The 22,945-nt window shown below is 62.0% G+C and carries 26 protein-coding genes; 8 read left to right on the forward strand and 18 right to left on the reverse strand.

Annotation, left to right across the window (positions count from 1 at the left end; translation table 11 throughout):
- Nucleotides 1-5 precede the first annotated feature (5 nt).
- From dsbG to dsbD, 3 genes are read right to left on the reverse strand one after another with little or no spacing between them, the layout of a single operon-like run.
- Nucleotides 6-773, reverse strand: a complete 768-nt coding sequence (dsbG, locus tag CKW24_RS12185) for a thiol:disulfide interchange protein DsbG (RefSeq protein WP_095168209.1) — start codon at nucleotides 771-773, stop codon at nucleotides 6-8.
- Nucleotides 749-1,618, reverse strand: a complete 870-nt coding sequence (locus CKW24_RS12190; protein WP_095168212.1) for a TlpA family protein disulfide reductase — start codon at nucleotides 1,616-1,618, stop codon at nucleotides 749-751. The genes dsbG and CKW24_RS12190 overlap by 25 nt, the downstream gene beginning before the upstream one ends.
- Nucleotides 1,618-3,354 (reverse strand): protein-disulfide reductase DsbD, encoded by a 1,737-nt coding sequence (gene dsbD, locus CKW24_RS12195; RefSeq protein ID WP_095168214.1) that lies wholly within the window; start codon nucleotides 3,352-3,354, stop codon nucleotides 1,618-1,620. The genes CKW24_RS12190 and dsbD overlap by 1 nt, the downstream gene beginning before the upstream one ends.
- Nucleotides 3,355-3,507: 153 nt before the next feature.
- On the opposite strand from dsbD, the gene CKW24_RS12200 reads away from it, so the two are divergent.
- Nucleotides 3,508-4,188 (forward strand): response regulator, encoded by a 681-nt coding sequence (locus CKW24_RS12200; RefSeq protein ID WP_095168216.1) that lies wholly within the window; start codon nucleotides 3,508-3,510, stop codon nucleotides 4,186-4,188.
- Entirely contained in the window at nucleotides 4,188-5,507 is a 1,320-nt protein-coding gene (locus CKW24_RS12205; protein WP_095168217.1) for an ATP-binding protein, read from the forward strand. The genes CKW24_RS12200 and CKW24_RS12205 overlap by 1 nt, the downstream gene beginning before the upstream one ends.
- 96 nt (nucleotides 5,508-5,603) lie before the next feature.
- On the opposite strand, the gene CKW24_RS12210 is transcribed toward CKW24_RS12205, so the two are convergent.
- From CKW24_RS12210 to soxR, 11 genes are all read right to left on the reverse strand, one after another.
- On the reverse strand, nucleotides 5,604-6,431 hold the full coding sequence (locus tag CKW24_RS12210; RefSeq protein ID WP_095168219.1) for a bifunctional 2-polyprenyl-6-hydroxyphenol methylase/3-demethylubiquinol 3-O-methyltransferase UbiG: 828 nt from the start codon (nucleotides 6,429-6,431) through the stop codon (nucleotides 5,604-5,606).
- Nucleotides 6,432-6,555: 124 nt separating this feature from the next.
- Nucleotides 6,556-7,527: a metal ABC transporter solute-binding protein, Zn/Mn family gene (locus CKW24_RS12215; RefSeq protein ID WP_095168221.1), complete on the reverse strand. Its 972-nt coding sequence runs from the start codon at nucleotides 7,525-7,527 to the stop codon at nucleotides 6,556-6,558.
- A complete protein-coding gene (locus tag CKW24_RS12220) occupies nucleotides 7,528-8,427 on the reverse strand; it encodes a metal ABC transporter permease (protein WP_095168223.1) in 900 nt (299 codons plus the stop codon).
- Nucleotides 8,427-9,179: a metal ABC transporter ATP-binding protein gene (locus tag CKW24_RS12225; protein WP_095168224.1), complete on the reverse strand. Its 753-nt coding sequence runs from the start codon at nucleotides 9,177-9,179 to the stop codon at nucleotides 8,427-8,429. The genes CKW24_RS12220 and CKW24_RS12225 overlap by 1 nt, the downstream gene beginning before the upstream one ends.
- A complete protein-coding gene (locus tag CKW24_RS12230) occupies nucleotides 9,176-10,114 on the reverse strand; it encodes a metal ABC transporter substrate-binding protein (protein ID WP_095168226.1) in 939 nt (312 codons plus the stop codon). The genes CKW24_RS12225 and CKW24_RS12230 overlap by 4 nt, the downstream gene beginning before the upstream one ends.
- 34 nt (nucleotides 10,115-10,148) lie before the next feature.
- The gene (locus CKW24_RS12235) at nucleotides 10,149-10,724 is read right to left on the reverse strand and encodes a DUF6162 family protein (protein WP_095168228.1); all 576 of its coding nucleotides are present in this window, start codon (nucleotides 10,722-10,724) and stop codon (nucleotides 10,149-10,151) included.
- Nucleotides 10,721-11,068 (reverse strand): hypothetical protein, encoded by a 348-nt coding sequence (locus tag CKW24_RS12240; RefSeq protein WP_256585454.1) that lies wholly within the window; start codon nucleotides 11,066-11,068, stop codon nucleotides 10,721-10,723. Before CKW24_RS12240 ends, CKW24_RS12235 begins: the two co-directional genes overlap by 4 nt.
- Entirely contained in the window at nucleotides 11,065-11,607 is a 543-nt protein-coding gene (locus CKW24_RS12245) for a thiamine pyrophosphate-binding protein (protein WP_095168230.1), read from the reverse strand. Before CKW24_RS12245 ends, CKW24_RS12240 begins: the two co-directional genes overlap by 4 nt.
- Entirely contained in the window at nucleotides 11,604-12,815 is a 1,212-nt protein-coding gene (locus CKW24_RS12250; protein ID WP_095168231.1) for a PepSY domain-containing protein, read from the reverse strand. The genes CKW24_RS12245 and CKW24_RS12250 overlap by 4 nt, the downstream gene beginning before the upstream one ends.
- Nucleotides 12,816-13,107: 292 nt before the next feature.
- Nucleotides 13,108-13,566, reverse strand: a complete 459-nt coding sequence (locus CKW24_RS12255) for a VOC family protein (RefSeq protein WP_095168233.1) — start codon at nucleotides 13,564-13,566, stop codon at nucleotides 13,108-13,110.
- A gap of 142 nt (nucleotides 13,567-13,708) precedes the next feature.
- A complete protein-coding gene (gene soxR / locus CKW24_RS12260) occupies nucleotides 13,709-14,167 on the reverse strand; it encodes a redox-sensitive transcriptional activator SoxR (protein ID WP_095168235.1) in 459 nt (152 codons plus the stop codon).
- 92 nt (nucleotides 14,168-14,259) lie between these two features.
- Here soxR and CKW24_RS12265 point away from each other — a divergent pair, with 92 nt between their 5' ends.
- From CKW24_RS12265 to CKW24_RS12285, 5 genes are all read left to right on the forward strand, one after another.
- Complete coding sequence (locus tag CKW24_RS12265) at nucleotides 14,260-14,625, forward strand: antibiotic biosynthesis monooxygenase (protein ID WP_095168236.1); 366 nt, start codon at nucleotides 14,260-14,262, stop codon at nucleotides 14,623-14,625.
- Between the two features lie 117 nt (nucleotides 14,626-14,742).
- Nucleotides 14,743-15,012: a hypothetical protein gene (locus tag CKW24_RS12270; protein ID WP_095168238.1), complete on the forward strand. Its 270-nt coding sequence runs from the start codon at nucleotides 14,743-14,745 to the stop codon at nucleotides 15,010-15,012.
- Nucleotides 15,013-15,108: 96 nt separating this feature from the next.
- Nucleotides 15,109-15,723: a LysE family translocator gene (locus CKW24_RS12275; RefSeq protein ID WP_095168240.1), complete on the forward strand. Its 615-nt coding sequence runs from the start codon at nucleotides 15,109-15,111 to the stop codon at nucleotides 15,721-15,723.
- A gap of 230 nt (nucleotides 15,724-15,953) precedes the next feature.
- Nucleotides 15,954-17,123, forward strand: coding sequence for a cysteine desulfurase family protein (locus tag CKW24_RS12280; protein WP_095168242.1), 1,170 nt, complete (start codon nucleotides 15,954-15,956; stop codon nucleotides 17,121-17,123).
- A 58-nt stretch (nucleotides 17,124-17,181) separates the two neighbouring features.
- Complete coding sequence (locus tag CKW24_RS12285; protein ID WP_095168244.1) at nucleotides 17,182-18,990, forward strand: aminopeptidase P family protein; 1,809 nt, start codon at nucleotides 17,182-17,184, stop codon at nucleotides 18,988-18,990.
- Between the two features lie 42 nt (nucleotides 18,991-19,032).
- Here the strand turns inward: CKW24_RS12285 and CKW24_RS12290 are convergent, their stop codons facing one another.
- Both CKW24_RS12290 and CKW24_RS12295 read right to left on the reverse strand, forming a co-directional pair.
- Nucleotides 19,033-19,623 carry a 2-hydroxychromene-2-carboxylate isomerase gene (locus tag CKW24_RS12290; protein ID WP_095168246.1) on the reverse strand — a complete coding sequence of 197 codons (591 nt, stop codon included), beginning with the start codon at nucleotides 19,621-19,623 and terminating at the stop codon, nucleotides 19,033-19,035.
- A 36-nt stretch (nucleotides 19,624-19,659) separates the two neighbouring features.
- The gene (locus CKW24_RS12295) at nucleotides 19,660-20,400 is read right to left on the reverse strand and encodes an SDR family oxidoreductase (RefSeq protein WP_095168247.1); all 741 of its coding nucleotides are present in this window, start codon (nucleotides 20,398-20,400) and stop codon (nucleotides 19,660-19,662) included.
- A gap of 91 nt (nucleotides 20,401-20,491) precedes the next feature.
- On the opposite strand from CKW24_RS12295, the gene CKW24_RS12300 reads away from it, so the two are divergent.
- Nucleotides 20,492-21,052 (forward strand): TetR/AcrR family transcriptional regulator, encoded by a 561-nt coding sequence (locus tag CKW24_RS12300; RefSeq protein WP_095168249.1) that lies wholly within the window; start codon nucleotides 20,492-20,494, stop codon nucleotides 21,050-21,052.
- Between the two features lie 19 nt (nucleotides 21,053-21,071).
- On the opposite strand, the gene CKW24_RS12305 is transcribed toward CKW24_RS12300, so the two are convergent.
- Together CKW24_RS12305 and rhtA are read right to left on the reverse strand one after the other, a co-directional pair.
- Nucleotides 21,072-21,353 (reverse strand): hypothetical protein, encoded by a 282-nt coding sequence (locus CKW24_RS12305; protein ID WP_095168251.1) that lies wholly within the window; start codon nucleotides 21,351-21,353, stop codon nucleotides 21,072-21,074.
- Between the two features lie 165 nt (nucleotides 21,354-21,518).
- Entirely contained in the window at nucleotides 21,519-22,406 is an 888-nt protein-coding gene (gene rhtA / locus CKW24_RS12310; protein WP_095168252.1) for a threonine/homoserine exporter RhtA, read from the reverse strand.
- Nucleotides 22,407-22,945 lie beyond the last annotated feature (539 nt).

Raw genomic sequence — 22,945 nt, forward strand, 5'->3', positions numbered from 1 at the left:
GTGGGTTATTTCGGCCCGAGTATCGCGGCCAGTTTTGCCGGCGACGGCGCGCCTTGTTGCTGTTGCAGTTCGCCCTTGGCGTCCAGGTAGAAAATCGCCGGGGTGGCGGACAGTTCGAGTTCGTCCATCAACTGCAAGTTGGCGTCGAGCTTGGCCTGCACGTCTGCCGGGATGGTTTTCAGCGCCTTGAGGGTGCTTTGTTTGCCGGCCTTCTCGTGGGCGTCCAAGGCCTTGCTTGGGTCTTTGCTGGCCAGCAGGGCGGCGGATTTGCCCGGGCTGTCTTCACGGATGATGCCGACCATGATGTGTCGCAACTGCACCTTGCCGGACTTCACCCAAGGCCGTGCCTGCTCCCAGAACAGCGTGCAGTAAGGGCAGTTGGGATCGCTGAACAGGTACACCACGCGCGGTGCATCCTGGTTGCCGTCCTGAATCCAGTGGCTGGTCTCGAACTTGGCCCATACCTCCTTGGCCATCGGTGCATACACCAGTTTTTGCAGCGGCTCGGCGCTCAGGTCCTTGCCGTCGGCGTCATACAAATTGCCCAGCAACACGTGTTTGCCATCGGGTGTCAGGTACAAGGCCATGCCGCGGTTCTGGTATTGCGCGGCATACCCGCGCAGGCCGTCGGGCGCATCGAAGCTGCCAATGATTTTTGCACCCTTGGCTTCCATCTGTTTGATCGCGGCGGGCAGTTCTTCGGCCTGCACCGACGGCAGGTGCAACAGGGCAGCGCCCAGGGTCAGCGTCAGCAGGTGGCGGAGGCGGGGCATGGCAGTTTCCTTACAGAGGTGGCGGGTGCTGTGGCAGGGGTGGAGGGCTCGAAGGCTTCCAGGGCGTGGGCCAGGCTCGCATTGGACAGTTCGCCCAGGTGGCTGCTCAGCAGGCGTCCGTCCGGGCTATAGAACAGCGTGGTCGGCAGGGCCATCGAACCCACGGCCTGGCCCAGGCGGCCGCCGCGGTCGAACAGCATGTTGCTCAGGCTCAGGCCTTGGGTCTCGAGAAAGGTAGCGACGCTTTGCATGCTTTCGCCCTGGTTGACGAACAGGAACGTCAGGTCCGGGCGTTGTTGCTGGGCGTTTTCCAGCACCGGCATTTCCCGGCGGCAGGGTGGGCACCAGGTGGCCCACAGATTGATCACTAGTGGGCCGCCCTGGTAGTCGGTCAGTTGCAGGGTTTCCCCGGCGGCGTTGCGCAGGGTGATATCCGGCAGGCGCGTGCCTTGTTCGTAGATGCTCAGCGACAGGCTTGCCAGCAGCCAGAACGCCAGGCCGCTGGCGACGCCGAAACCCATCGGGCGTCGGAGCCCGGGTCGCCGCCAGCCGCGATACAAGGCGGCCAGCAACAGCACGATCACCCCCGGCCAGGCGAGGAAGCCGCCGTCGCGCAGGTCGATGATCTGCCAGGGATCGTTGCGGTAGTGGGGCCAGTACCACGCGACAAAAGCCAGGCGCGCCGCCAGCATGCCGAGCATGAACAGGCCGAACAGCACCGACTCGGGGTTATCTCCGCCACGCTTGGCCACCCGCCAGCCGACAAAGGTCGCCAGTGCCAGGGCACTGATCAGCAGCAGGTGATTGAGGGCGATGGCGAAGGTACCGAGGGTGAAGGTCAGCATCAGCGCGCGTCCCGGGTAATGTCCCAGCGCTGCAGGAAACCGGCGGCATCCACTTCGCCGGTAATGCGCTGGCTGCGACGCTCGACACCGTCGGCACCAATCCACAACAGGCTGGGTGGCCCCGGAACCTTGTAGCGAGCGAGCAGTTCGCGGCTGGCAGGGTTGTCGGCGGTCACGTCCAGGCGCAGCAGACGCACTTCCTTGAGGGCCTCCATGACCTGGGGTTTGCCGAATACCTGTTTCTCCATGATCTTGCAGGACACGCACCAGTCGGCATAGTAGTCCAGCAACACCCATTGGCCCTGGGCGCGGGCATCGTCGAGCTGGCGTTGCAACTCGGCGGGCTCCTTGACGGTGATGAAGGCATCGTGGGCGGTCGGCGCAGCGATCGCGCTGGAGCTCGGCGCGCGATACACCTGCAATGGATTGAACAAGTCATCGCTGCCACCGGCGGCCCCAATCAGCAGCAGGCTACCCCACAATCCGGACAACAGGGCCAGGCCGCCGAACAGGTGGGTGGCGCGACCAAAACCTTCGGTCTGGCGCCAGGCGCTGTAGGCGATGACCAGCAACAGCCCACCCCACAACCCGACCCACAGCACCGGGTCCAGAACTGGGCGCACCATTACCAGCGCGGTACCCAGGAACAGGAAGCCAAAAACCCCCTTGAGCAGGTTCATCCAGGCGCCGGGCTTGGGCAGGAATCGATTGCCAACGGTCACCAGCAGCAGTAGCGGCAAACCGATGCCCAGGCCCATGCTGAACAGGATCAGCCCGCCGTGCAGGGCATTGCCGCTCTGGGCGATGTACAGCAGGGCGCCGGCCAGCGGTGCGGTCATGCACGGCCCCACCAGCAAACCGGACAGCGCCCCGAGGATGCCCGCGCCGACCAGGCTGCCGCCACCTTGTTTGCGACTGGCGTTCTCCAGGCGATCACGCAGGGCGGCCGGCAGTTGCAGTTCGAAGAAGCCGAACATTGGCAACGACAGCAGCACGAAGATCACGGCAAAACTGCCGAGCAGCCAGGCGTTCTGCAACAGGGCCTGCAAATTGGCACCCAGCAGGGCGGCGAGTACCCCCAGCGCGGCATACACCAGCGCCATGCTCACCACGTAGCTGCCGGCCAGGGCAAAGCCGCGCTTGGCGCTGGCTCCGCTGCCAACCACCAGGCCGGCGAGAATCGGCAGCATCGGCAACGAGCAAGGGGCGAAGGCCAGGAGCAGGCCCAGGCCGAAGAACACCAGCAGGCTCCAACCCAGGGCGTGTTGTTGCAGGCCGCTGGCCAGGGCCTGGTCCGGCGCCTCACTGGCGTTGGCTTGCACCGCGCCGCCACCGAGGTCGACCACCTGGGTCTGTGGTGGGTAACACAGGCCGGCATCGGCACAGCCCTGGAAGCCGACCTTGATCTGGCCGGTGGCGCCGGCCGGGATCTTCAGTTCCAGTCCTTGGCGGTAGACCTGCTGGTCGCCAAAGAACTCGTCGCTGTGGGCCTCGCCCTCAGGCAATGCCGGCTTGTGGGCCTCGGCCAGGCCGTTGAAGCTCATGCGCTTCTGGTACAGGTAGTAACCGTCGGCTATCTGCCAGAACAGTTGGGTTTCGCCCGACTCAAGACGCTCGGAGGTAAAAACGAAAGCTTTGCCGACGGGCAGGAAATCGGGTTTGGTCTCGAACGGGTTCGACGCGGCCTGGGCCAGGCTGGCAAAAAAAACCAGGAACAGTAAAAACAGACGACGCATGAGCAAGCCTTATACCGGTGCAATTTGGATGCACCATGAGGGGTGACGATTAACCGATGATTAACCGCGTTATCCTTGTGGCAACGGCGGGCGGTGCATAATGTCCGCTTAATCCGTCGCCTTCTTAATCAACATTTTTCTACAGGTCTCACCATGCACGTACTTGTCTGTGAAGATGATGAGCTGATTGCCAGCGGCATTGTAGCCGGCCTGACCGCTCAGGGCCTGACCGTCGAGCATGTGGCCACGGCATCGGCGGCCCGGGCCATGCTCAAGGTTGCCGAGTTCGATGTGATGGTGCTCGACCTTGGGTTGCCGGACGAAGACGGCCTGAAACTGCTGCAGCAGTTGCGCCACCAGGGCCTGGAGATTCCGGTGCTGATCCTGACTGCCCGGGACTCGGTCACCGACCGCGTCGACGGCCTGCAAGCCGGTGCCGATGACTACCTGCTCAAACCCTTCGACCTGCGCGAACTGGCCGCGCGCCTGCACACCCTGCTGCGCCGGGTCGCGGGGCGCAGCGTCAACCTGATCGAGCATGGCGCCCTGAGCTATGACCCCAGCAGCCGGGAAACCCTGTTGGCCGGTCAGCCGGTGGACCTCTCGCGTCGCGAGCAAGCGCTGTTGCAAGCGCTGCTACATAACCGCGGCCGGGTGCTGTCGACCGAGCAACTGAAGGACAGCGTGTACGGTTTCAACGACGAGTTGGAGAGCAACGCGCTGAACGTACATATCCACCATTTGCGCAGCAAACTCGGCAAAGGCATCGTTGAAACCGTGCGCGGCCTGGGCTATCGCCTGGGGCCGGCGGATGGGGCAGGGCCAAGCAAGTGATGAGTCTGCGCCTGCGCCTGAGCCTGACCCTCGGCGCCGCATTTGCACTGATCTGGGCCCTGGCCGCGGCCTGGATGCTCAGCGACCTGCGCAACCAGATGATGTTTTCCCTCGACCAGCGTCTGGTGGCGTCGGCGCGCATGGTGGCCGGGTTGCTGGAGCAGTTGCCGAGCCTGCCGAGCAAGGGCGAGGGCACCCATTTCAGTGCCGAACAACTGAACGTGCCCGGGGGTATGGCCTGCCAGGTCAGCTCGTTGCGCGGCGAAATTCTGGCCCGCAGCCACAATCATCCCGAACAAGCGCTGGAAGCCGAGAAGATGGGCTTCCACGACCAGATGATCGACGGCGCTCCGTGGCGCAGCTTCACCCTGGCTCGGGGCGATGTGCGGATCACCACGGCGGATCGGCAGATCGAGCGCGAGGCCCTGAACATGTCGATTCTGCTGGCGGCCTCGGTGCCGGTGGCGGTGGCGCTGCTCGGCTGCCTGTGCCTGTTGTGGCTGGGGATCGGCCAGGGGCTGGCACCGCTCAACCGTCTGCGCGAAGCCTTGATGCGGCGCAATGCCGACTCGCTGGAACCCTTGCAATTGCAGGCATTTCCCAGTGAATTGAAGCCGTTGTTGGAAACCCAGAACCAACTGTTCCAGCGTATCGGCAAGGCCATCGAACGCGAACGGCGCCTGACCGGCGATGCCGCCCATGAGCTGCGCAGTCCACTGACGGCGATCAAGACCCATCTGCAAGTGGCGCGCATGACCGAGGGCGCGGCCCGCGACCAATCCCTGGCTCGTGCGGAGGAGGGTGCCGATCGTCTGCATCGGACCCTCGAGCAGTTGTTGCTGTTGGCACGGGTCGAGGGCAGCCTGTCGTTCGACGACGGCGTGCAGTGCAATGCCGAGCAGGTCGCCCGCCTGGCCATCCAGGACGCGTCCAGCGGTGATCGCCGGCGGATCCAGTTGCATGTGCCGCCGGGTTGTTCCCAGGCACCGCTGCAGATGCCCGCGGTATTGGCGATTGCCGCCTTGCGTAACCTGCTGGACAACGCGCTGCGGCATACACCCGATGACGGACCGGTGGAGCTGAGCCTGGAAACCACTGCTAATCGAGTGCGCTTCCAGGTCCGTGACCATGGTCCGGGAATTGCCGACGATGACCTGCAGCACCTGACCCAGCGCTTCTGGCGCAACGGCGGGAGCACCGGTTGTGGCCTGGGGTTGGCGATTGTCCAGGCAATTGTCCAGCGCTGCGAATGTGTCCTGCATTTCGACAGCCGTCCTGATGGCTTGCGCGTCGAGCTGACCATGCCGCTCCAGGCCTGACCCCAGGCCCGCAGGAGCAAGGCGTGCCCGCGAAGCAATTGATGCCCCCCGAGCCCGTTGAATCTTCGGTTCAACGGGCTTTTTCGTGTTTGCGCTTCAGGCGCCGTGCTTGATGGCCTGCAAGCTGTAACTCAGCGGCAGGCGCCAAGGTGCCTGCTTGAGGTGGTACTCACCTTGTTCATCGCGGCTCATCTGCCCTGGCAGGGCGTCCCAGGGGATACTCTGATGCTCGACCAATCCGCTAATGGCCAGTCCGTGGTTCAGCAGTGCACTGATGATCTCCCCCAGGCCGTGGTTCCACTCATGGGTCAGTGTGGCCTTGAGTGAAATGTCGGTATCGACATAGGTGCTGTCGTCATCCCACACCAGCGGAGTCTCGCGCTCGAAGTAGGGTTGTTCGATGGACAACAGGTCCGCACGGCTTTCATTCAGTGACCAGAGCACTGGATGCCCTTCGCGAATGAACAGCCGGCCACCGGGCTTGAGCAAGCCACTGACAGTGCGCGCCCAGGCGTCGATGCTCGGCAGCCAGCACAACGCGCCGATGCCGGTGTAGACCAGATCGAAGGAGGCCGCGGGCAATACGGAGCAGGCGTTGTAGACATCCGCTTCGACATAGTCGATCCGCGTGTTACAGCGCTGGGCCAGGGAGCGCGCCTGGACCAGGGCCGCGGGGGAAAAATCCAGCCCGCTCATCTGCGCGCCCAGACGGGCCAGCGACAGGGTATCGGTGCCGATGTGGCACTGCAGGTGCACCCCGCGCAGCCCGCGGATGTTGCCCAGCAATGGCAGGTCGAAGCGCACCACCTGCGACAGATGATCGGCGGCCTCGACGAAGGCCTGGGTCGCGTAGTCCCTGGAGGCCGCATGGAGCGGGGCGCGCTCGTCCCAGTTGGCCTTGTTCAGCGAGATATAGTCACTCATGGTGAAGACCCCATCCTGGTCGGTCCTGATTATGTGCAGGGCAGACTAGCATCGGCTGGGACGGGGTTTCTTGAGGGATTTTGTAAGCGCGGGCACCGGGGCCCGCGCAATCAGGCGGGGCGCTTCAGGACTTCTGCAGCAGGGCGTTGAGTACGTGTTCGATGTTGCCGGACAGTTCGGCCACCGGGTCCACCCCCTCGGTACTCAGGACCAGCAGTTGGCTGCCAGCGGCAGTGATGGCGGCCTGCAGGGCGGCCGACGGCTGGCGATGATGCAGCACCAGTGCCACGTCGTTGTCCTTGAGAGTGGTACTCAGTTGTTGCAGGGCGTCGGCCGTCCACTCGTTATCGGCGCGGGCATCGACACCTACCGGCTCCAGATTGAGGCCACTGATCAGGTAAGCGAAGTGATCGCTGAGGCTAAACACGCTGAGGTTGTCTGCCTCGGCCAGTTTCGCTTCGCTGTCGGCGCTGAGCTTGAGCAGGCGCTGCTTGAGCGCAGCCAGGTTGGCCTCGATCTGCGGTTTGGCTTCTGGCACCAGGCGCACCAGGTCGGCGGCGATTACGTCAGCCATGCGCCCCATGTTGTTGGTGGCCATCCACGGTTGGCTGTTCAGCCCGTCGCTGGTGCCCGGCTGGAGCGCCACGCCAGGCAGCGCGCCATCGACCGGGCGCGCCGCGTCGATTTCAATGATGCGGATATTGCTGCGTCGGGCGTTGGGGTACAGCGGGTCATCCGCCCAGATCGAGCGCAGGCCGATCACAGCATCGGCGTCCATGGACAATTTGTGCAGCGCGGGTGCGCCGCGACCGGTGAAGTAGGCGGCCTGGCGCGAGCCGGGGAGGTTGGCCGCAGCCGCCCGTTCCAGGATGATCTCGCTGCCTTCGACCAGGCTGTTGGCCAGTCCATAGGTGATGGGGAGCGAGGCTAGCACCCGCACTTTGTGGGCCGAGGTGGCCGCATGCAGCACGGTGTTGCCGACGCCGTTATTGGCCACCAGGCGCATCGGTTCGAAGCGGTCGGTGGCGAAGGTGTTGCTGGTGGCCAGGCCGCACAGGGCGATGGCCAGAGTCAACTGACGCATGGAGAAAGCCATTTATCCAATATTCCCTTTGAGGCTGGGCACCACACCGCGCGCAATGGCGGCGAGGGCGAAGGCGATACCGGCCACCAGAATGATTGCCGCACCGGACGGAATCGGCAGGTCGAAGACAATCGGCGCGAGAATCCCGCACAGGGTGCTGATGGTGGCGATGAGCACCGAGCACCAGAAAAAGCCCTTGAGCGATTGGCTCAACAGGCGCGCCGCAGCGGCTGGAATAACCAGCAGGGCGCCCACCAGAATCGCGCCGATGACTTTTACTGCCGCCACGGTAATCAGCGTCACCAGGATCACGAACAGATAGTCGAGGGTCTTCACCGCCACCCCGCGAACGGCTGCCAGTTGTGGGTTGAAGCTGGCCAGCATGATGCGGTTGTACAGCGGCAGGCTCAGGCCCATCACCAGCGTGCCGACGATGGCCAGCACCAGCAGGTCGTTACCGTTGACCGTCAGCACCGAACCGAACAGCACGTTCTCCAGAATGTGCACGTTGATCTTGCCGGCGAGAATCAGCAGCAGGCTCGCGCCCATGGCCAGCGACACTGAGAGAAACACCCCGATCAGGGTATCCGGTGCCAGGCCGGTGCGGTTGCGCAGGTAGTTGAGCAGTATGCCGAACAACAGGCAGTAGCCGAACAGGCTGCCATAGGGGCCAGTGTAGGGTTCGCCGAGCAGGATGCCGATGGCCACGCCGGTCAGCGCCGCATGGCCGACGGCTTCGGAGAAAAACGCAAAGCGCTTGACCACCACCAGGGTGCCCAGGCCGCCCAGTACCGGGCCGATCAACAGGCCCGCGAGCAGGGCGTTGACCACAAACCCGTAGGCCAGCGCTTCGGGCAGATAGCCGGAAGATGCCCAGCCCTGGATCATCAAACGAAAGGCTTCGTAACTCATCACGCAGCGCTCCCGCTCGTCCGTGGGTGGGTGGAAAACAGGCTCAGCAAACGCTCCGGGGTCAGGGCCTGTTTGGGTGTGGCATCGAATAGCACCCGGCGATTGAGGCCGGTGACGCGGTCGGCCAGGCGGCCGACGGCTTCCAGATCGTGCTCGATCCACAGCACGCTGATCCCGGATTGACGCCAGTCTCCCAGCAAACGTTCGAACACCTGGATACCGGCTTCATCGAGGGCCGACATCGGCTCATCGAGCACCAGCAACTGGGGCGCCGGGATCAAGCCCTGCGCCAGCAGAACGCGCTGGCGTTCACCGCCGGATAGCGCGCCCATGCGGCGCTTGCGCTTGTCCTGCATGCCGACCCGTTCCAGGGCTTCGCCGATGGCCACGCTGTAATGCCGGCTGATACCCAGAAACGCCGGACGCCGCTGGCACATCGCGGCCATGAAATCGTCGACGGTCATCGGCAACCCGCGGTCGAACTCCAGAGCCTGTGGCACATAACCGATGGTCCCGGGCTCACCCGGCCATTGCAGGCTCAAGCGGCCCTGGTGGGGCATTTGCCCAAGCAGCGTCTTGATCAGAGAACTCTTGCCACCGCCGTTGGGGCCAACCAGGGCGTGCACGTTGCCGGGTTGGACCTGGAAGCTGACCTGGTCGAGGATGGTCGTGCGGCCAAGGGTCAGGCTGACGTCGGCGAACTCGATGGCGGGTCCGGCCAGTGGCGTGGTGAGGGTTTGCTGGATGGTCATGCCCCGGCCTCCTGGATCGCCCGGACCACGGTGTCGAGGTTGCCGGTCATTTCCTTTTCATATTTCTCGGCGCTGTATTCACCGTAGGAAATGTGCGACAGCGGGTACAGTTTTACCCCCGACTCACGCTGGATGGTGTCGACATAGGCGGAGGGGAAATCCATCTCCGAGAAGATCACCTTGACGTCCAGTTCGCGCAGTTGGTCGATGGTTTTTTTCAGTTGGCTCGGGCTCGGCTCTATCCCGTGGGCCGGCTCGACCACGGCGGTCACTTCCAGGCCGAATTCGCGCAACAGGTAGTCGTAGGCCGCGTGGACCGTGGCCACCCGCAGGTCGGCATTGGGCGCCTTGGTCAGCTTGGCCAGGGCGTCGGCCCGCATCTGCCGCAGGCGTTTGCCGTAGGCGCGGGCGTTCTGGGTGTAGGTCTTGGCATTGGCGGGGTCAAGCTTGCCCAGTTCCCGGGCAATGTTGTTGACCTGGGCAATGGAGGCGCTGATGGACAGGAAAGTGTGCGGGTTCACCACCTTGCCTGCGCCCCGCGCGGCAATCCCGGTGGCCGCCAGCAGCGGCACGTTTTCGTTGGCCTCGATCACCTTGACGTTGGGGGTTTCGCTGGCGGCGATCATGCGGTCGGCGAAGTCGTCGTGGCCGACTCCGTTGAGCACGATTACGTCCAGGCCGGCGATGCGCTTGATGTCCTCGGCACGAGGCTCATAGGCATGGGGATTGAAGCCGGCCGGAATCAACGGCACTACTTCGGCCTTGTCGCCGACGATATTGGCCACGTAGCTGTAGTACGGATGCAAGGTGATGCCGATGCGCAGGCGCTTGGCCTCTTCGGCGCTGGCCAGGGGCATGACCACCAGGGCCAGCAGGCCTGCCAGCAGCAGGCGTGCACGGTACAGAAAACGATGGTGCGCAGATGAACTAGGCATGAGCAAACGGTCTTCTCTGGGGTAAATACGCAAATCAGTGACGATGCTGGCGAGTGACACCGGCGTCGAATTGGGCGATGACCTGCTGCCAGCCTGCGCTGATCAGCGCGGCGTCGGCCAGATCGGCAGGGGCCTGGAGGCCGGCGCTGCGGTTGAGCCAGATATCCGGTTCGGTGTTGCCGTGCGCATTCAGGCGCATCAGGAAGGAACCGGCGACACTCGGTACCTGGCTCTGCCCGAAGTACGCGCCACTGCCCAGCAACTGCCAGGCGTGAGCGCCACGGCTGACGGAGCTGGCGTCTTGGGCGAAAGGCGCAAAACCCTCATCGGCCAGGACTTGCGGGGTCGGCAGGGCTTGCTGCTCTTCACGCAGCAGGTGGATTTCATCGAGGGTCACCCGCAGGTCGGCATAAATGCCTTGCTCCGAGGCGCCGAGATCGCGCCGCGCATCCAGTTGATGGGTTTGCACGCTGCTGACCACCTCTGGCTCGCCACGCCAGAGCACCACGGAACCGGCAACTGCGAGAATCGCCAGGCACAGCAACAGTACGTAGAGGGTTTCATGGCCGGCACCGGCCGGGCGGACGAGCTGTGTGGTGGGCGTACTCATGGGGCCTCGATATCCGCTTGGTCGATCTCGACCACGTGGCCTGGGCCGGCGTCGAACAAGACATAGAACTCGGATCCGGGCTTCTTGAAGGTCAGGGTCGAGTCGGCGCCGAGTTTGCCCGGCACCAGGATGGTTTCGTCATAGCCGATCACATCCAGGGTCACGCCAGGAGCGCCACTGCCATCGGAGAAGCCGCCGGTGCACTGGATCTGCTCGGCGTCGATGGCCTTGCATTCGCACATCGGGTTGTGGGCCAGCGCCTGGGCACTGAAGCCCGCGCCGAGGGCCAGGGCCAGCGCACTGCCAAGCAGGCGCAAAGGGGTCAAGCTGCGGGCAACGGTCATGGTTTGCCTCCTTGTTTGTTCAGCCAGGCGATAGTGGCCGGGGACGCTTGGGCAAGCGGCACGGCCGCCTGATGCATGCTGCCGTCCCAGCCTTCCATGGTGATCCAGATTTCGGCGTCGGTTTTGCTCTTCTCGGGGATCGGCAAGGTCGCGCCCATGCGATAGGGGGCGCCGAAGAAAATCACCCCGGCGGCACGCAGGCTGCGGGGTTTGCCGATGCGCAGGTAAGTCGCCTTGACCTGGCCGATGCAGGATTGGCACAGCGCCGCGTTAAAGCTCTTCATGTAGCCGGCCGGGCCTGACAGTTGCGGCTCCTGATTGCGCAGTTCGGCCAGACGCAGGCTCCAGGGGCCGACCTGGATTTCACCGACTTCCCGCTCACCCAGGCCGCTGTCGCCGCGAAACAGCGCGACGTCGGCGAAGTACTTGGGCATGAACCCCAGTGGAATCAGGAGCAGCAGGATGTTGATGTGAAAGCGCCATTTACGCCAGAACACGCTCAGGCGCGAAGGAGGGACTGCGGTGATGGCCTTGCTCACAGGTTACCCTCCGGCGAGTTGTCGTTCATGGCTGCCACTGGCTGTTCGACCTTGGCCGGGCGGGGCGTCTTGTTGCTGCGCTTCAGCGCGTGGGCGGTGGCCAGGGCGGTGCGTTTGGTCCAGATCAGCAAGCCGCTGAGCACCATCATGCTGAGGACCAGGCCGAAGAAGAACCAGATCAGTTTTATCCACAGGCCGCCGAAGTCGCCGGTGTGCAACGGGCGCATGGATTCGGTGACGAACTCCAGGCCGGTGCGGTCCGAGAGCAGCCGCGAGGCATCGATGTCGCCGTTGTAGGGGTTGATCGTGGCGGTCTGGAACATCAGCGGATACCAGCCACGGCCACCGATGTTGAGGTGGCTGTAGGCGTTGCTCGGCAGGCTGACGAAGCTCACTTCCAAACCGGGGATTTTCTCCTGGGCGATCAGGATAGCGTTGTCCAGGTCGAGCATTTTCGGCGGGGAGCCATCAGCCGACAGGGGCACGCTTTCGCGGGCGACCACCGGGACCACCGGCTCGCTGGAGATGGAAATTTGGTTGTCGAACAACAGGGCTTGGATCAAGAACCAGATGCCGGTGATGGAAATCACCGCGATGAACCAGATCGACCAGATGCCGCTCAGGCGATGGAAGTCGCCCCAGAAGATCCGCGCTCCGTGGTTGAACCGCAGGGTGGGCTTGAAGAAGCCCTTCCAGAACTTCTTGTACACCACAAGGCCAGTGATCAAAGACACCAGCAGTGGAATGCCGAGGAACGACACCAGGTACCAGCCCCAGCTGAAACCGTTGGTAAAGGGCACCAGCCACCAGCCATGCAGTGCACGGGTAAAGGCCTGGAAGTTGAAGTCCGGGCTGATCCCTTGAATCACGCCACTGTAGGGGTTCACATAGACCTCGACCGAGCGTCCGTCCGGGTAGCTCACCTGGGCTGACAGGGCGAAGTGCGATTCATCCGGGCGGCTGATGGATTCGACGATGGTGAGTGGTTCGGCCTGCTTGATTGCGGCAATGACCTGGTCATAGCTCAACAGTTCGGCGTCGTCGGATGGTTGGCCGGCACGGATGTCCGGATTGGCCAGCCAGACGATCTCCTGGCTGACTACCGCCAGGGTGCCGGTGACGCAGACGATCAGTACAAAGAACCAGATGGGCAATGCCAGCCAGCTGTGCACCAGAAACCACAGTTTGGAACGGGACTTCTTCGACATGAATGAGGGTCTTGATTCGATGAGAGGAGCGGTGTGGATGCACCGTGATTCCCGAAAAAGCCGGCCGTAGCTTTTGCCTACGCGACCTGCTGCATCTATTTAAGACGAATGAGAATCAAAAATCCCGAAAAACAATATGAAAGCAAATGTTTCCAAGACGCATTCATGGCTGCAGGCGCCGCAATGGTTGGCCCGGGCTTGCCAGCAAAAACAATCGCCAGCGCCCCGAAAACAAGCACTCAGGCTGAAGATTGTGGTTCGCGGGCAAGCCAGTTCCTATAGGGGCTGGGGATTATTGCTGATTGAACATGTCCTTGGCGCGCTGTTCGATCTGCTCCTGAGTCAGGTCTTCCTTGCGGGTGGCCAGAAACCATAAATGGCCGTAGGGGTCTTTCAGGGTGCCCGAACGGTCGCCGTAGAACTGGTCCTTGACCTCGGACACCACGATGCCACCGGCGTTGATTGCCTGGGCGTAGCTTTGATCCACATCCTGGACATACAGATGCAGGCCGACTGAGGGCGAGGTGTCGGGATTGCTCAAGGGGCCTTGGTCGCACGGCGTGCCAAGCATGATCGGGCAGTCGCCGATACGCAGTTCGGCATGGCCGATGCTGCCGTCGGGCATCGACAGGCGCATGACCTCAGTGGCGCCAAAGGCTTTTTTGTAGAACTCGATGGCTTCGGCAGCTTTGTGGATTCCCAGGTAAGGCGTGATGCTGTGATAACCCTCCGGGATGGGTTTAACGCTCATGACGGTTCTCCAGGGTGGGTGGGGGATGGCGCACTGTTTCTCGCCGATTTGCGGTCGAGTAACTATAGGCCAGCCCTGGTGCCGCCACGGATCGGCCGACGGGTTGCTGCATGGCCAGCAAGTGGCTATCAATCAGGGGCTATCAATGACCCGGTACCAGCAACTGCGCGCCGGCGCCTTGCTCACCCAGCACATCCCCGTAGTTGCGCAGCGGGCAGGCCTCCATCGACAAGCAACCGCAACCGATACAGCCATTGAGTTTGTCGCGCAGCAGGCTCAGTTGACGGATCCGTTCATCAAGGTCATTGCTCCATTTTTCCGACAGCAGTTTCCAGTCTGCCGCCGTCGGCGCGCGATGGTCAGGCAGGGACTTGAGGGCCGCGCCGATTTCCGCCAGGGGAATGCCCAGGCGTTGGGCCACTTTGATCAACGCCACCCGGCGCAGCACTTCCCGTGGGTAACGACGCTGGTTGCCCGGGTTGCGGTTGCTGTGGATCAGCCCCTTGGACTCATAGAAGTGCAGGGCGGTAACCGCCACGCCACTGCGCTGCGCCAGTTGCCCGACACTCAACTCTTTGTGCAGGTGTTCCTTGCTGATCATTTCAATTGCCACTTGACCTTGACTTAACTAGAGGTTTTATCCTGCCAACCTTCAATTCGCAAGATGCGACTTACGTGCCAGGGGGAATCCTCATGCAATCGATAGAGAACAATCGCAGTTTTACCCAACTGATCGAATTCGAGATCGAGCCCCATCAACAACATGGCCTGGTGTCGGCGTTATCCGCCCAGACCGAGCGACTGGCCCAGCACCACAGCGGCTTTCTCAGCGCCAGTGTGCAGGCCAGCGATGACGGACGGCGAGTGCTCAATTACCTGCAGTGGCAAACCCGTGAGGCAGGTGAGGCGGCGTTTCGCAGTTTCGAAAGCGGTGAGCAGGATTTCTGGCAGTTGATCCGCACCCATCAGGCCAAGGGTGTGACCTTCGGCTCGTTCCAGGTTCTGCGCAGCATTGAGCGCAGCCCGGACAATGCCTTGCAATGCAGCCTGGTGGGCTAGGACGCGCTAACGCGCAAAAAACTCGATAAGGACTATCGAGCGCGATGATTTTTCTCGAGAAAGGCTGGGGCGTAGCCTGTGTCCATTGCTTCAGGACAGCTCTCAGGAATCGCCCCCATGAATCATTTGCCAAGCGCCACATTGTTGTTGATCGCCTCGCTGCTTGCCGGTTGCGCCACTCACCCGGCCCCGGAACTGCGGCCTTATTCGGCCGAGGAAAGCCGCGAACTGGCATTGGAAGCGCTGAGTCGTCGTGGCTTGTCGTTTGATGAATACCAGGCGAAAAAGGCCCAGTTGCTACCCCAGCCAAGCAAAGCCAGCGGATTTGACCCGCAGGCCGAGATGAACGCCGAGCGCTCCCTGCAACTGCACGGACGGGCGAGTTGAGCGACTGTACTGCTTGAAGTTTTTGTTAACTGTGCGTGCCCGCCGTGTGGACGCTGCGATAGGGTCGAGTCCTGACTGACCTGATGGAAGCGCACCATGACCCTCTCCCTGGATGTACTGCTCGGCTTTGCCCTGTTTGCCCTGGTGACTTCGATCACGCCCGGGCCGAACAACACCATGTTGCTGGCCTCCGGGGTCAATTTCGGCTTTAACCGTACCATCCCGCACATGCTGGGGATTACCTGCGGCTTTTTTGTCCTGGTGCTGGCCGTGGGGTTTGGCCTGGGAGCGGTATTTCAAACCTATCCGTTGCTTTATAACGTGCTGCGTTTTGTCGGCGCGGCCTACTTGCTGTACCTGGCGTGGAAGATTGCCCACGCAGGGCCGGTCTCGGACAGCGAAGAGGGGCGCGGCCAGCCCATCAGCTACCTGGGCGCGGCGGCCTTCCAGTGGGTCAATCCCAAGGCCTGGATCATGGCAATTGGTGCCATCAGTACCTATACACCGCTGCAGGGCTACTTCACCAATGTGATTGTGATCGCGGCCGTGTTTGCCCTGATCAACCTGCCCAGCGTCGGTGTCTGGGTGGTCTGTGGCTCGCTGTTGCGCAATGTCCTGCGGGACCGGCGCTGGCTGCGCCTGTTCAACTGGGGCATGGCATTGCTGCTGGTGGCCTCGCTGTACCCCATGTTGCAGCAGAGCTTTGGCTGACTGGTGCTTCAACCCGGTGGCAGATGCCTGTTAAGCTCAACTTCAGGAGCGTTCCTACGCACTTTTAATGAAGTTGTCCTTCTTTAACTGCATCCGATCAGGTATTGCTGGAACTCCTGCCGTCATGCGCCATCGCAAGCGAGCGCCGCAAGCCGGCGCCGCAAGCGGGCACCGCGCAGTGAGTGCATCCGCCGCACCTGATCCCGGAACCTGCTCTGCGAGCCTTTTTTATGAATACACGTCCTTTATATTTTGATTACGCCGCCACCACGCCGGTGGATGAGCGGGTCATCCAAGTGATGGTCGATTGTCTGGGGTTCAACGGCAACTTCGGTAACCCCGCCTCCAGCTCCCATGCCTTTGGCCAGCAGGCCCGCTGTTCGGTCGAACTGGCGCGCCAGCAAGTCGCCGACCTGGTGGGCGCGCAGGCATCCCAGATCGTCTGGACCTCCGGCGCCACAGAATCCAACAACCTGGCCCTCAAGGGGGTGGCCCAGGCCCGCCAACAGCCGGGCGGGCACATCATCACCAGCCAGATTGAACACAAGGCGATCCTCGATACGGCCAGGCAATTGCAGGATGCCGGGGTCGATGTGACTTATCTGCTGCCCGACGCCGATGGCCTGATCACCGCGCAAGCGGTCAGCGCGGCGCTGCGCGAAGACACCTTCCTGGTGTCGCTGATGCTGGTCAACAACGAGTTGGGCACCGTCAACGACATCCCGGCCATCGGCCAGCGCGTGCGCGAACACGGGGCCTTGTTCCACGTCGATGCCGCCCAGGGCGCGGGCAAGGTGACGATTGACCTTGCGCGGTGGCCGGTCGACCTGATGTCGTTTTCCGCCCACAAGATCTACGGCCCCAAGGGCATCGGCGCGCTCTACGTCGGCCCGCGGGCCGAGCAGCGCCTGCAGGCGCAGATCCATGGTGGCGGACACGAAGGCGGCTTACGCTCCGGCACCCTGGCGACTCATCAGATCGCGGGCATGGGCGCTGCCTTTGCATTGGCGGCCGAACACTTTGCCGAGGAGGCCGGGATCATCTCGCGGTTGCGCGAGCGCTTGCTGGAGCAACTCGGAGGCATCGCGGGCCTGCGGCTCAATGGCAGTCCGAGCCAGCGTATTCCCCACACCCTGAGCCTGACCTTCCACGAAGGCGAGTTCAATGCCCAGGCGTTGAGCGCTTCGATAGCGTTCTCCGCGACCTCGGCCTGCAATTCCGCTAGCAACGCTCCCTCCCATGTGCTCCTGGCCCTGGGCCACGATGCCCGGGCGGCGGGGCGCACGATTCGCTTGAGCCTTGGGCGCTTCACCCGTGAGCAGGATATCGATCAGGCCGCCCAGTTGATCAAGGCGGCAACCGCCAGTGCACCGGCGTTCTGGGCGACCGCCCAACCCTGATGCGCCGACCATAAGTCAGCGCCCTATAACAATATTGAAGTGGTTAGCAGGAGACATGATGAGTACGCAGCCTTTGACCCAGGGAACGGTCCCCCAGCGCCTGGCGCGCACCCGCGAGCTGATGAGCCGGGAGGGTATTCACGCGTTGCTGGTGCCGTCGGCCGATCCCCATCTGTCGGAGTACCTGCCGGGTTACTGGCAAGGGCGGCAGTGGCTGTCGGGCTTTCATGGATCGGTCGGGACACTGATCGTCACCCAGGACTTTGCCGGCATCTGGGCCGACAGCCGTTACTGGGAACAGGCGGGCAAGGAACTCAAGGGCAGCGGTATCGAGTTGGTGAAACTGCAACCGGGCCAGCCGGGGCCTCTGGAGTGGCTGGCCGAGCAAACGCCGGAAGGCTGCGTGGTAGCGGTGGATGGCGCGGTTATGGCCGTTGCCTCGGCGCGTACCCTGGGTAGCAAGCTGGAAGAGCGCGGGGCACGCCTGCGCACCGATCTCGACCTGTTGAGCGAAGTCTGGAGCGATCGCCCGAGCTTGCCGGACCAACCGATTTATCAGCACTTGCCACCCCAGGCGACCGTCAGCCGTGGCGACAAGCTCGCTACCTTGCGCGAAACCCTGCTCGCCCGCGGTGCCGATTGGCACTTCATCGCCACCCTCGACGACATTGCCTGGCTGTTCAACCTGCGTGGCGCCGATGTGTCGTTCAACCCGGTATTCGTGTCCTTTGCGCTGATCAGCCAGCAGCAGGCAACCTTGTTTGTGGCCTTGAGCAAGGTCGATGCGCCACTGCGGGCGATCCTCGAGCAGGACGGCGTGACGCTGCGCGATTACAGCGAAGTGGCTGCGGCCTTGGCGGCCATTCCGGGTGGCAGCAGCCTGCAGATCGACCCGGCGCGGGTCACAGCCGGCCTGCTGGGCAACCTGCACAGCGGCGTGAAGCTGGTGGAGGGTTTGAACCCGACCACCCTGGCCAAGTCGCAGAAAAGCCTGGCCGATGCCGAGCACATTCGTCAGGCCATGGAGCAGGACGGCGCTGCCCTCTGCGAGTTCTTCACCTGGCTCGACAGCGCGCTGGGGCGCGAGCGTATTACCGAGCTGACCATTGACGAACACCTGACCGCGGCTCGGACCCGACGCCCGGGTTATGTCTCGCTGAGCTTCAACACCATTGCCGCCTACAACGCCAACGGTGCCATGCCGCACTATCACGCGACCGAAGAAGAGCATGCGGTGATTGAAGGCGACGGCCTGCTGCTGATCGATTCCGGTGGCCAGTATCTGGGCGGCACCACCGACATTACTCGGATGGTCCCGGTCGGCACGCCGACTGCCGAGCAGAAACGCGACTGCACCCGAGTCCTCAAGGGCGTGATCGCCTTGTCCCGTGCGCAGTTTCCGCGGGGCATTCTCTCGCCGCTGCTCGACGCCATTGCGCGGGCGCCGATCTGGGCCGAAAGCGTGGATTACGGTCATGGCACCGGGCATGGCGTCGGGTACTTCCTCAATGTGCACGAAGGCCCGCAGGTGATTGCCTATCAGGCGGCGGCCGCGCCACAGACCGCGATGCAGCCGGGGATGATTACCTCCATCGAGCCTGGCACTTATCGTCCGGGACGCTGGGGGGTACGTATCGAGAACCTGGTGTTGAACCGCGAGGCGGGCAGCAGCGAATTTGGTCAATTCCTCAGGTTCGAAACCCTGACCCTGTGTCCGATCGACACCCGCTGCCTGGAAACCTCCTTGCTGACCGAGGATGAGCGCGAGTGGTTCAACGGCTATCACGCCGAAGTGCGCCGGCGCCTGAGCCCGTTGCTCGAAGGGCCAGCGCTTGAGTGGTTGCTCACGCGCACTGCTGCCATTTGACTACAGAGTGCGCCTCAGCCCTTGCGGCTGCGGCGCGCTGCGTCAGCTCAATGCTTCGCGGACAAAGTCCAGGCGGTCCTGACCGAAGAACAACTGGTCACCGACAAACAGGCTCGGCGCGCCAAATACTCCTCGCGCAATCGCTTGCTCGGTCTTGTCCTTGAGCGCGGCCTTGACCTCATCGTCGACGGTCAACGCCAGTACCTCCTGCGGGTCGAAGCCGTGCTCGGTGAGGACTGTGGCAACGGTCGCCGGGTCGTTGAGGTTGCGCCCATCGACCCAGAGCGCCCGAAACAGGCAGTCGATAAAGTCGAGGAAACGTTCGGGATGGCGCACCTGCATGCCGGTGACAGCGCGCATCAGCAACAGGGTGTTGATCGGGAAATGCGGATTGAGCGAAAACTCGACGCCGTAGCGTCTGGCGTAGCGATCCAGGTCCAGGAACATGTAGCGCCCCTTGGCTGCAATGGTTGCGGGTGACGCATTGCCAGTCGCCTTGAATACCCCGCCGAGCAACATCGGTTGGTAAATCAGTTGGCTGCCGGTCTGTTCACAGATGCTTGGCAGTTGGGTGTAGGCCAGGTAAGTGGCCGGGCTGCCCAGGTCAAAGAAAAACTCCACGCACTTGCTCATGTTCGATGCACTCTGATTATTGTTGGGAGGCAGTGCTTACCAGCGTTCGCTCCAGGGCCGCAGGTCCAGCTCGAAGGTCCACGCATCGCGCGGCTGGTTGTGCAGGAACCAGTAGTTCTCGGCAATGTGCTCAGGGTCGAGAATCCCGTCTTCGGCCTTGAGTGCGTATTTTTCCGGGAAGCTGTCGCGAATAAAGTCGGTATCGATGGCGCCATCGACCACCACGTGCGCGACGTGGATGTTCAGCGGCCCCAGTTCCCGGGCCATGCTTTGTGCCAGGGCACGAATGCCATGCTTGGCCCCGGCGAATGCAGCAAAACCTGCGGCGCCGCGCAGGCCGGCAGTGGCCCCGGTAAACAGAATCGTGCCGCGTTGGCGGGTGACCATGCGCTTGGCCACTTCGCGGGCATTGAGAAACCCCGAGAAACAGGCCATCTCCCAGATCTTGAAATATTTGCGCGCGGTTTCTTCGAGGATGCTGCAGGGGACATTGGCGCCGATGTTGAAGACCAGCGCTTCAATGGGGCCGATCTGACTCTCGATCTGCTCGACCAGCGCAATGACTTCCTCTTCCTTGCGCGCATCACAGGCAAAGCCGTGGGCTTGGCCGCCATTGGCATTGATCGCGTCAACCAGCGGCTGCAGCTTATCGGCGCTGCGCCGAGTGACGCAGGCAATAAATCCTTCTTCGGCAAAACGTTTGGCAATGGCTCCGCCAGTGGCGTCGCCGGCACCGACAACCAGCACGACTTTGTTGTTATGGGTAGCTGTGGTCATAGTCATCGCTCTTTGGTAAACGGTCGTTAACTAAACGAACGTTATGCTACGATCAGCGCGACGTCAAGACGATGCAATTTTGGGAGCCGCGATGCGTTACTCAGCCAGTCACAAGCTGGAAACCCGGCAGAAACTGCTGGAAAGCAGCTCGGTGTCCGCCAAGCAGGAGGGGTTTGCCACCGTGGGAGTGGATGGCTTGATGAAAGCCATTGGTCTCAGTGGCGGTGCGTTCTACAGTCACTTCTCGTCGAAAGACCAACTCTTTGCCTCTATCGTCGAGCGTGAATTACGCCAGAGTCTTGAGCGCTTGAGTGGCGACGGTGAATTAAGTCGCGTCAGGCTGGAGCGTTGCCTCAAGCACTACTTGAGCATGGCCCATGTCGAACAGCCAGGCGCCGGGTGCGCACTGCCAGCATTGGGCGCCGAAATTGCCCGTGCCGACACTGCGGTGCGCCAGCAGGCCGAGCACTGGATCTGCCGGTTGCACGAGAACTGGGCAGCCATTCTGCAGAGTGACAGCCTGGCGTGGGCGATTCTGTCGCAATGTGTCGGGGCATTGGTGGTGGCGCGAATGCTGGTGAGCCCACAGATCCAGAGCAGCGTGTTGTCATCGAACTACGAAGAGATCACACGCCAGATAGGCGCTCGCTGAACCGCGAGCGCCGATGCTGTTACTTGCAGATGATAATCATGCTGCGGCTGGTATAGCCGGCAGGGTTGAGGCCGAAGGGGTAGTCCCCCGAGTCTTCAACGCTGTCCCCGGACTTGGCGACGACTCTGTAGCCCTTTGGTCCACACGCCTTGACGGCGGTCGCCGTGCATTGGTCCCACGAAGAGGAAAGGCCGGAGCAATTGATATGCAGGCCTTTCTTCCCGCGCTTGACTTCGGTTTTAGAGGTTGCGGCGCATCCTGCGATGGCAAGTACTGCTATAAATACCAAAAATCGTTTCATTCCTTTCCCTATTGCGGTCTCGGGTCTGGCAACCGAGCCTGACAGCCTACGCTTTTGCTTTACGGGGTGTAAGTTCTCTATCCGAACTGTCCATGTCAAATGCCGGATAGCGACTAAACATGGCCTAATTGAAAGAGAAATGCCAGACCTTTGTAGGAATGTTTCTCAATCAGTCGCCACCATAGGTTTGGCTTCACGGCCCATGGTCAAAGTAGCACCCACCGAAGCCAGGATGATGCAACTGATGGCCATCCACTGGGCCACTGACAGGTACTCATTGAGGAACAGCAGGCCGGACATGGCTGCAATGGCAGGCTCAACGCTCATCAGGGTGCCAAAGGTGCGCGCTGGCATTCGGGTCAGGGCGATCATTTCCAGGGTGTAGGGCAGGGCCGTGGACAATACTGCGACGCCCAGTGCGACGGGAATCAGCGATGGCGTGAATAAGGCAGCGCCGGCGTGGGCAACACCGAAGGGTGTGACGAAGATAGCGGCGATCATCACGCCCAGGGCGGCTGTCTGCACGCCATTGTCGGCGCCGGCTTTCTGCCCGAAGAGAATGTACAGCGCCCAGCAGACGCCCGCTGCCAGTGCATAACCGGCCCCCATGAGGTCAATGCTCGCGCTGGCCGCATCAGTGGGGACCAGCAGTAGCAAGCCGACGATGGCCAGGCCAATCCACAGGAAATCGATGGCCTTGCGTGACGCGTAGATTGCTACGGCCAGGGGGCCGGTGAACTCCAGTGCCACGGCAACGCCCAGTGGAACGGTTTGCAGCGACATATAGAAGAGCAGGTTCATGCCACCCAACGCCACGCCGTAGACCGCTACGGTCTGCAGTGAGCGGGCGGTAAGCTTGGCCTTCCAGGGGCGCAACAGGAGGATCATGATCACGCTGGCGAAAATCAGGCGCAGGGTTGTGGTGCCTTGAGCGCCGACCACCGGGAACATGCTCTTGGCCAGGGAGGCGCCGGACTGAATCGACGCCATGGCTATTAATAGCAGGCCAACCGGGAACAGGGTCGAGGTCAGGCTGCGGGATTGCTCATTCATTGCGGGGCGTCTTCCAGGGTAAAAGTCAGGTATGTGTTACATCATGCGTAACTAAGATCAGCTGAGCAATATACTGCGCATTTTTTATCTCGGTTGTGGGGTTGCCTGCCGATTTTCCGTGGAGTGCCGGCTTTTGATAGAAAAACCAAATTAGCAGTTGACGTCAGATTCTATATGTCTATAATTCGCCCCACTTCCGGCGCAGTCGAAACGGAAAACTCCTTGGTAAACAATGAGTTACGCAGTTTTCGGCAGCGGGTTGCTTCAGTTCATCGAAGCACGAAAGGAGTTGAAAAAGAGGTGTTGACAGCAGCGTGTAACGCTGTAGAATTCGCCTCCCGCTACCGAGTGATCGGAAGCGCAAGTGGTTGAAGTTGTTGAGGAAATCTTCAAAAGCTTCTGAAAAATACCACTTGACAGCAAATGAGGCTGCTGTAGAATGCGCGCCTCGGTTGAGACGAAAGATCTTAACCAACCGCTCTTTAACAACTGAATCAAGCAATTCGTGTGGGTGCTTGTGCTGTCAGACTGATAGTCAA

This window comes from Pseudomonas sp. Irchel 3H3 (assembly GCF_900187635.1).
Classification (GTDB): Bacteria; Pseudomonadota; Gammaproteobacteria; order Pseudomonadales; family Pseudomonadaceae; genus Aquipseudomonas.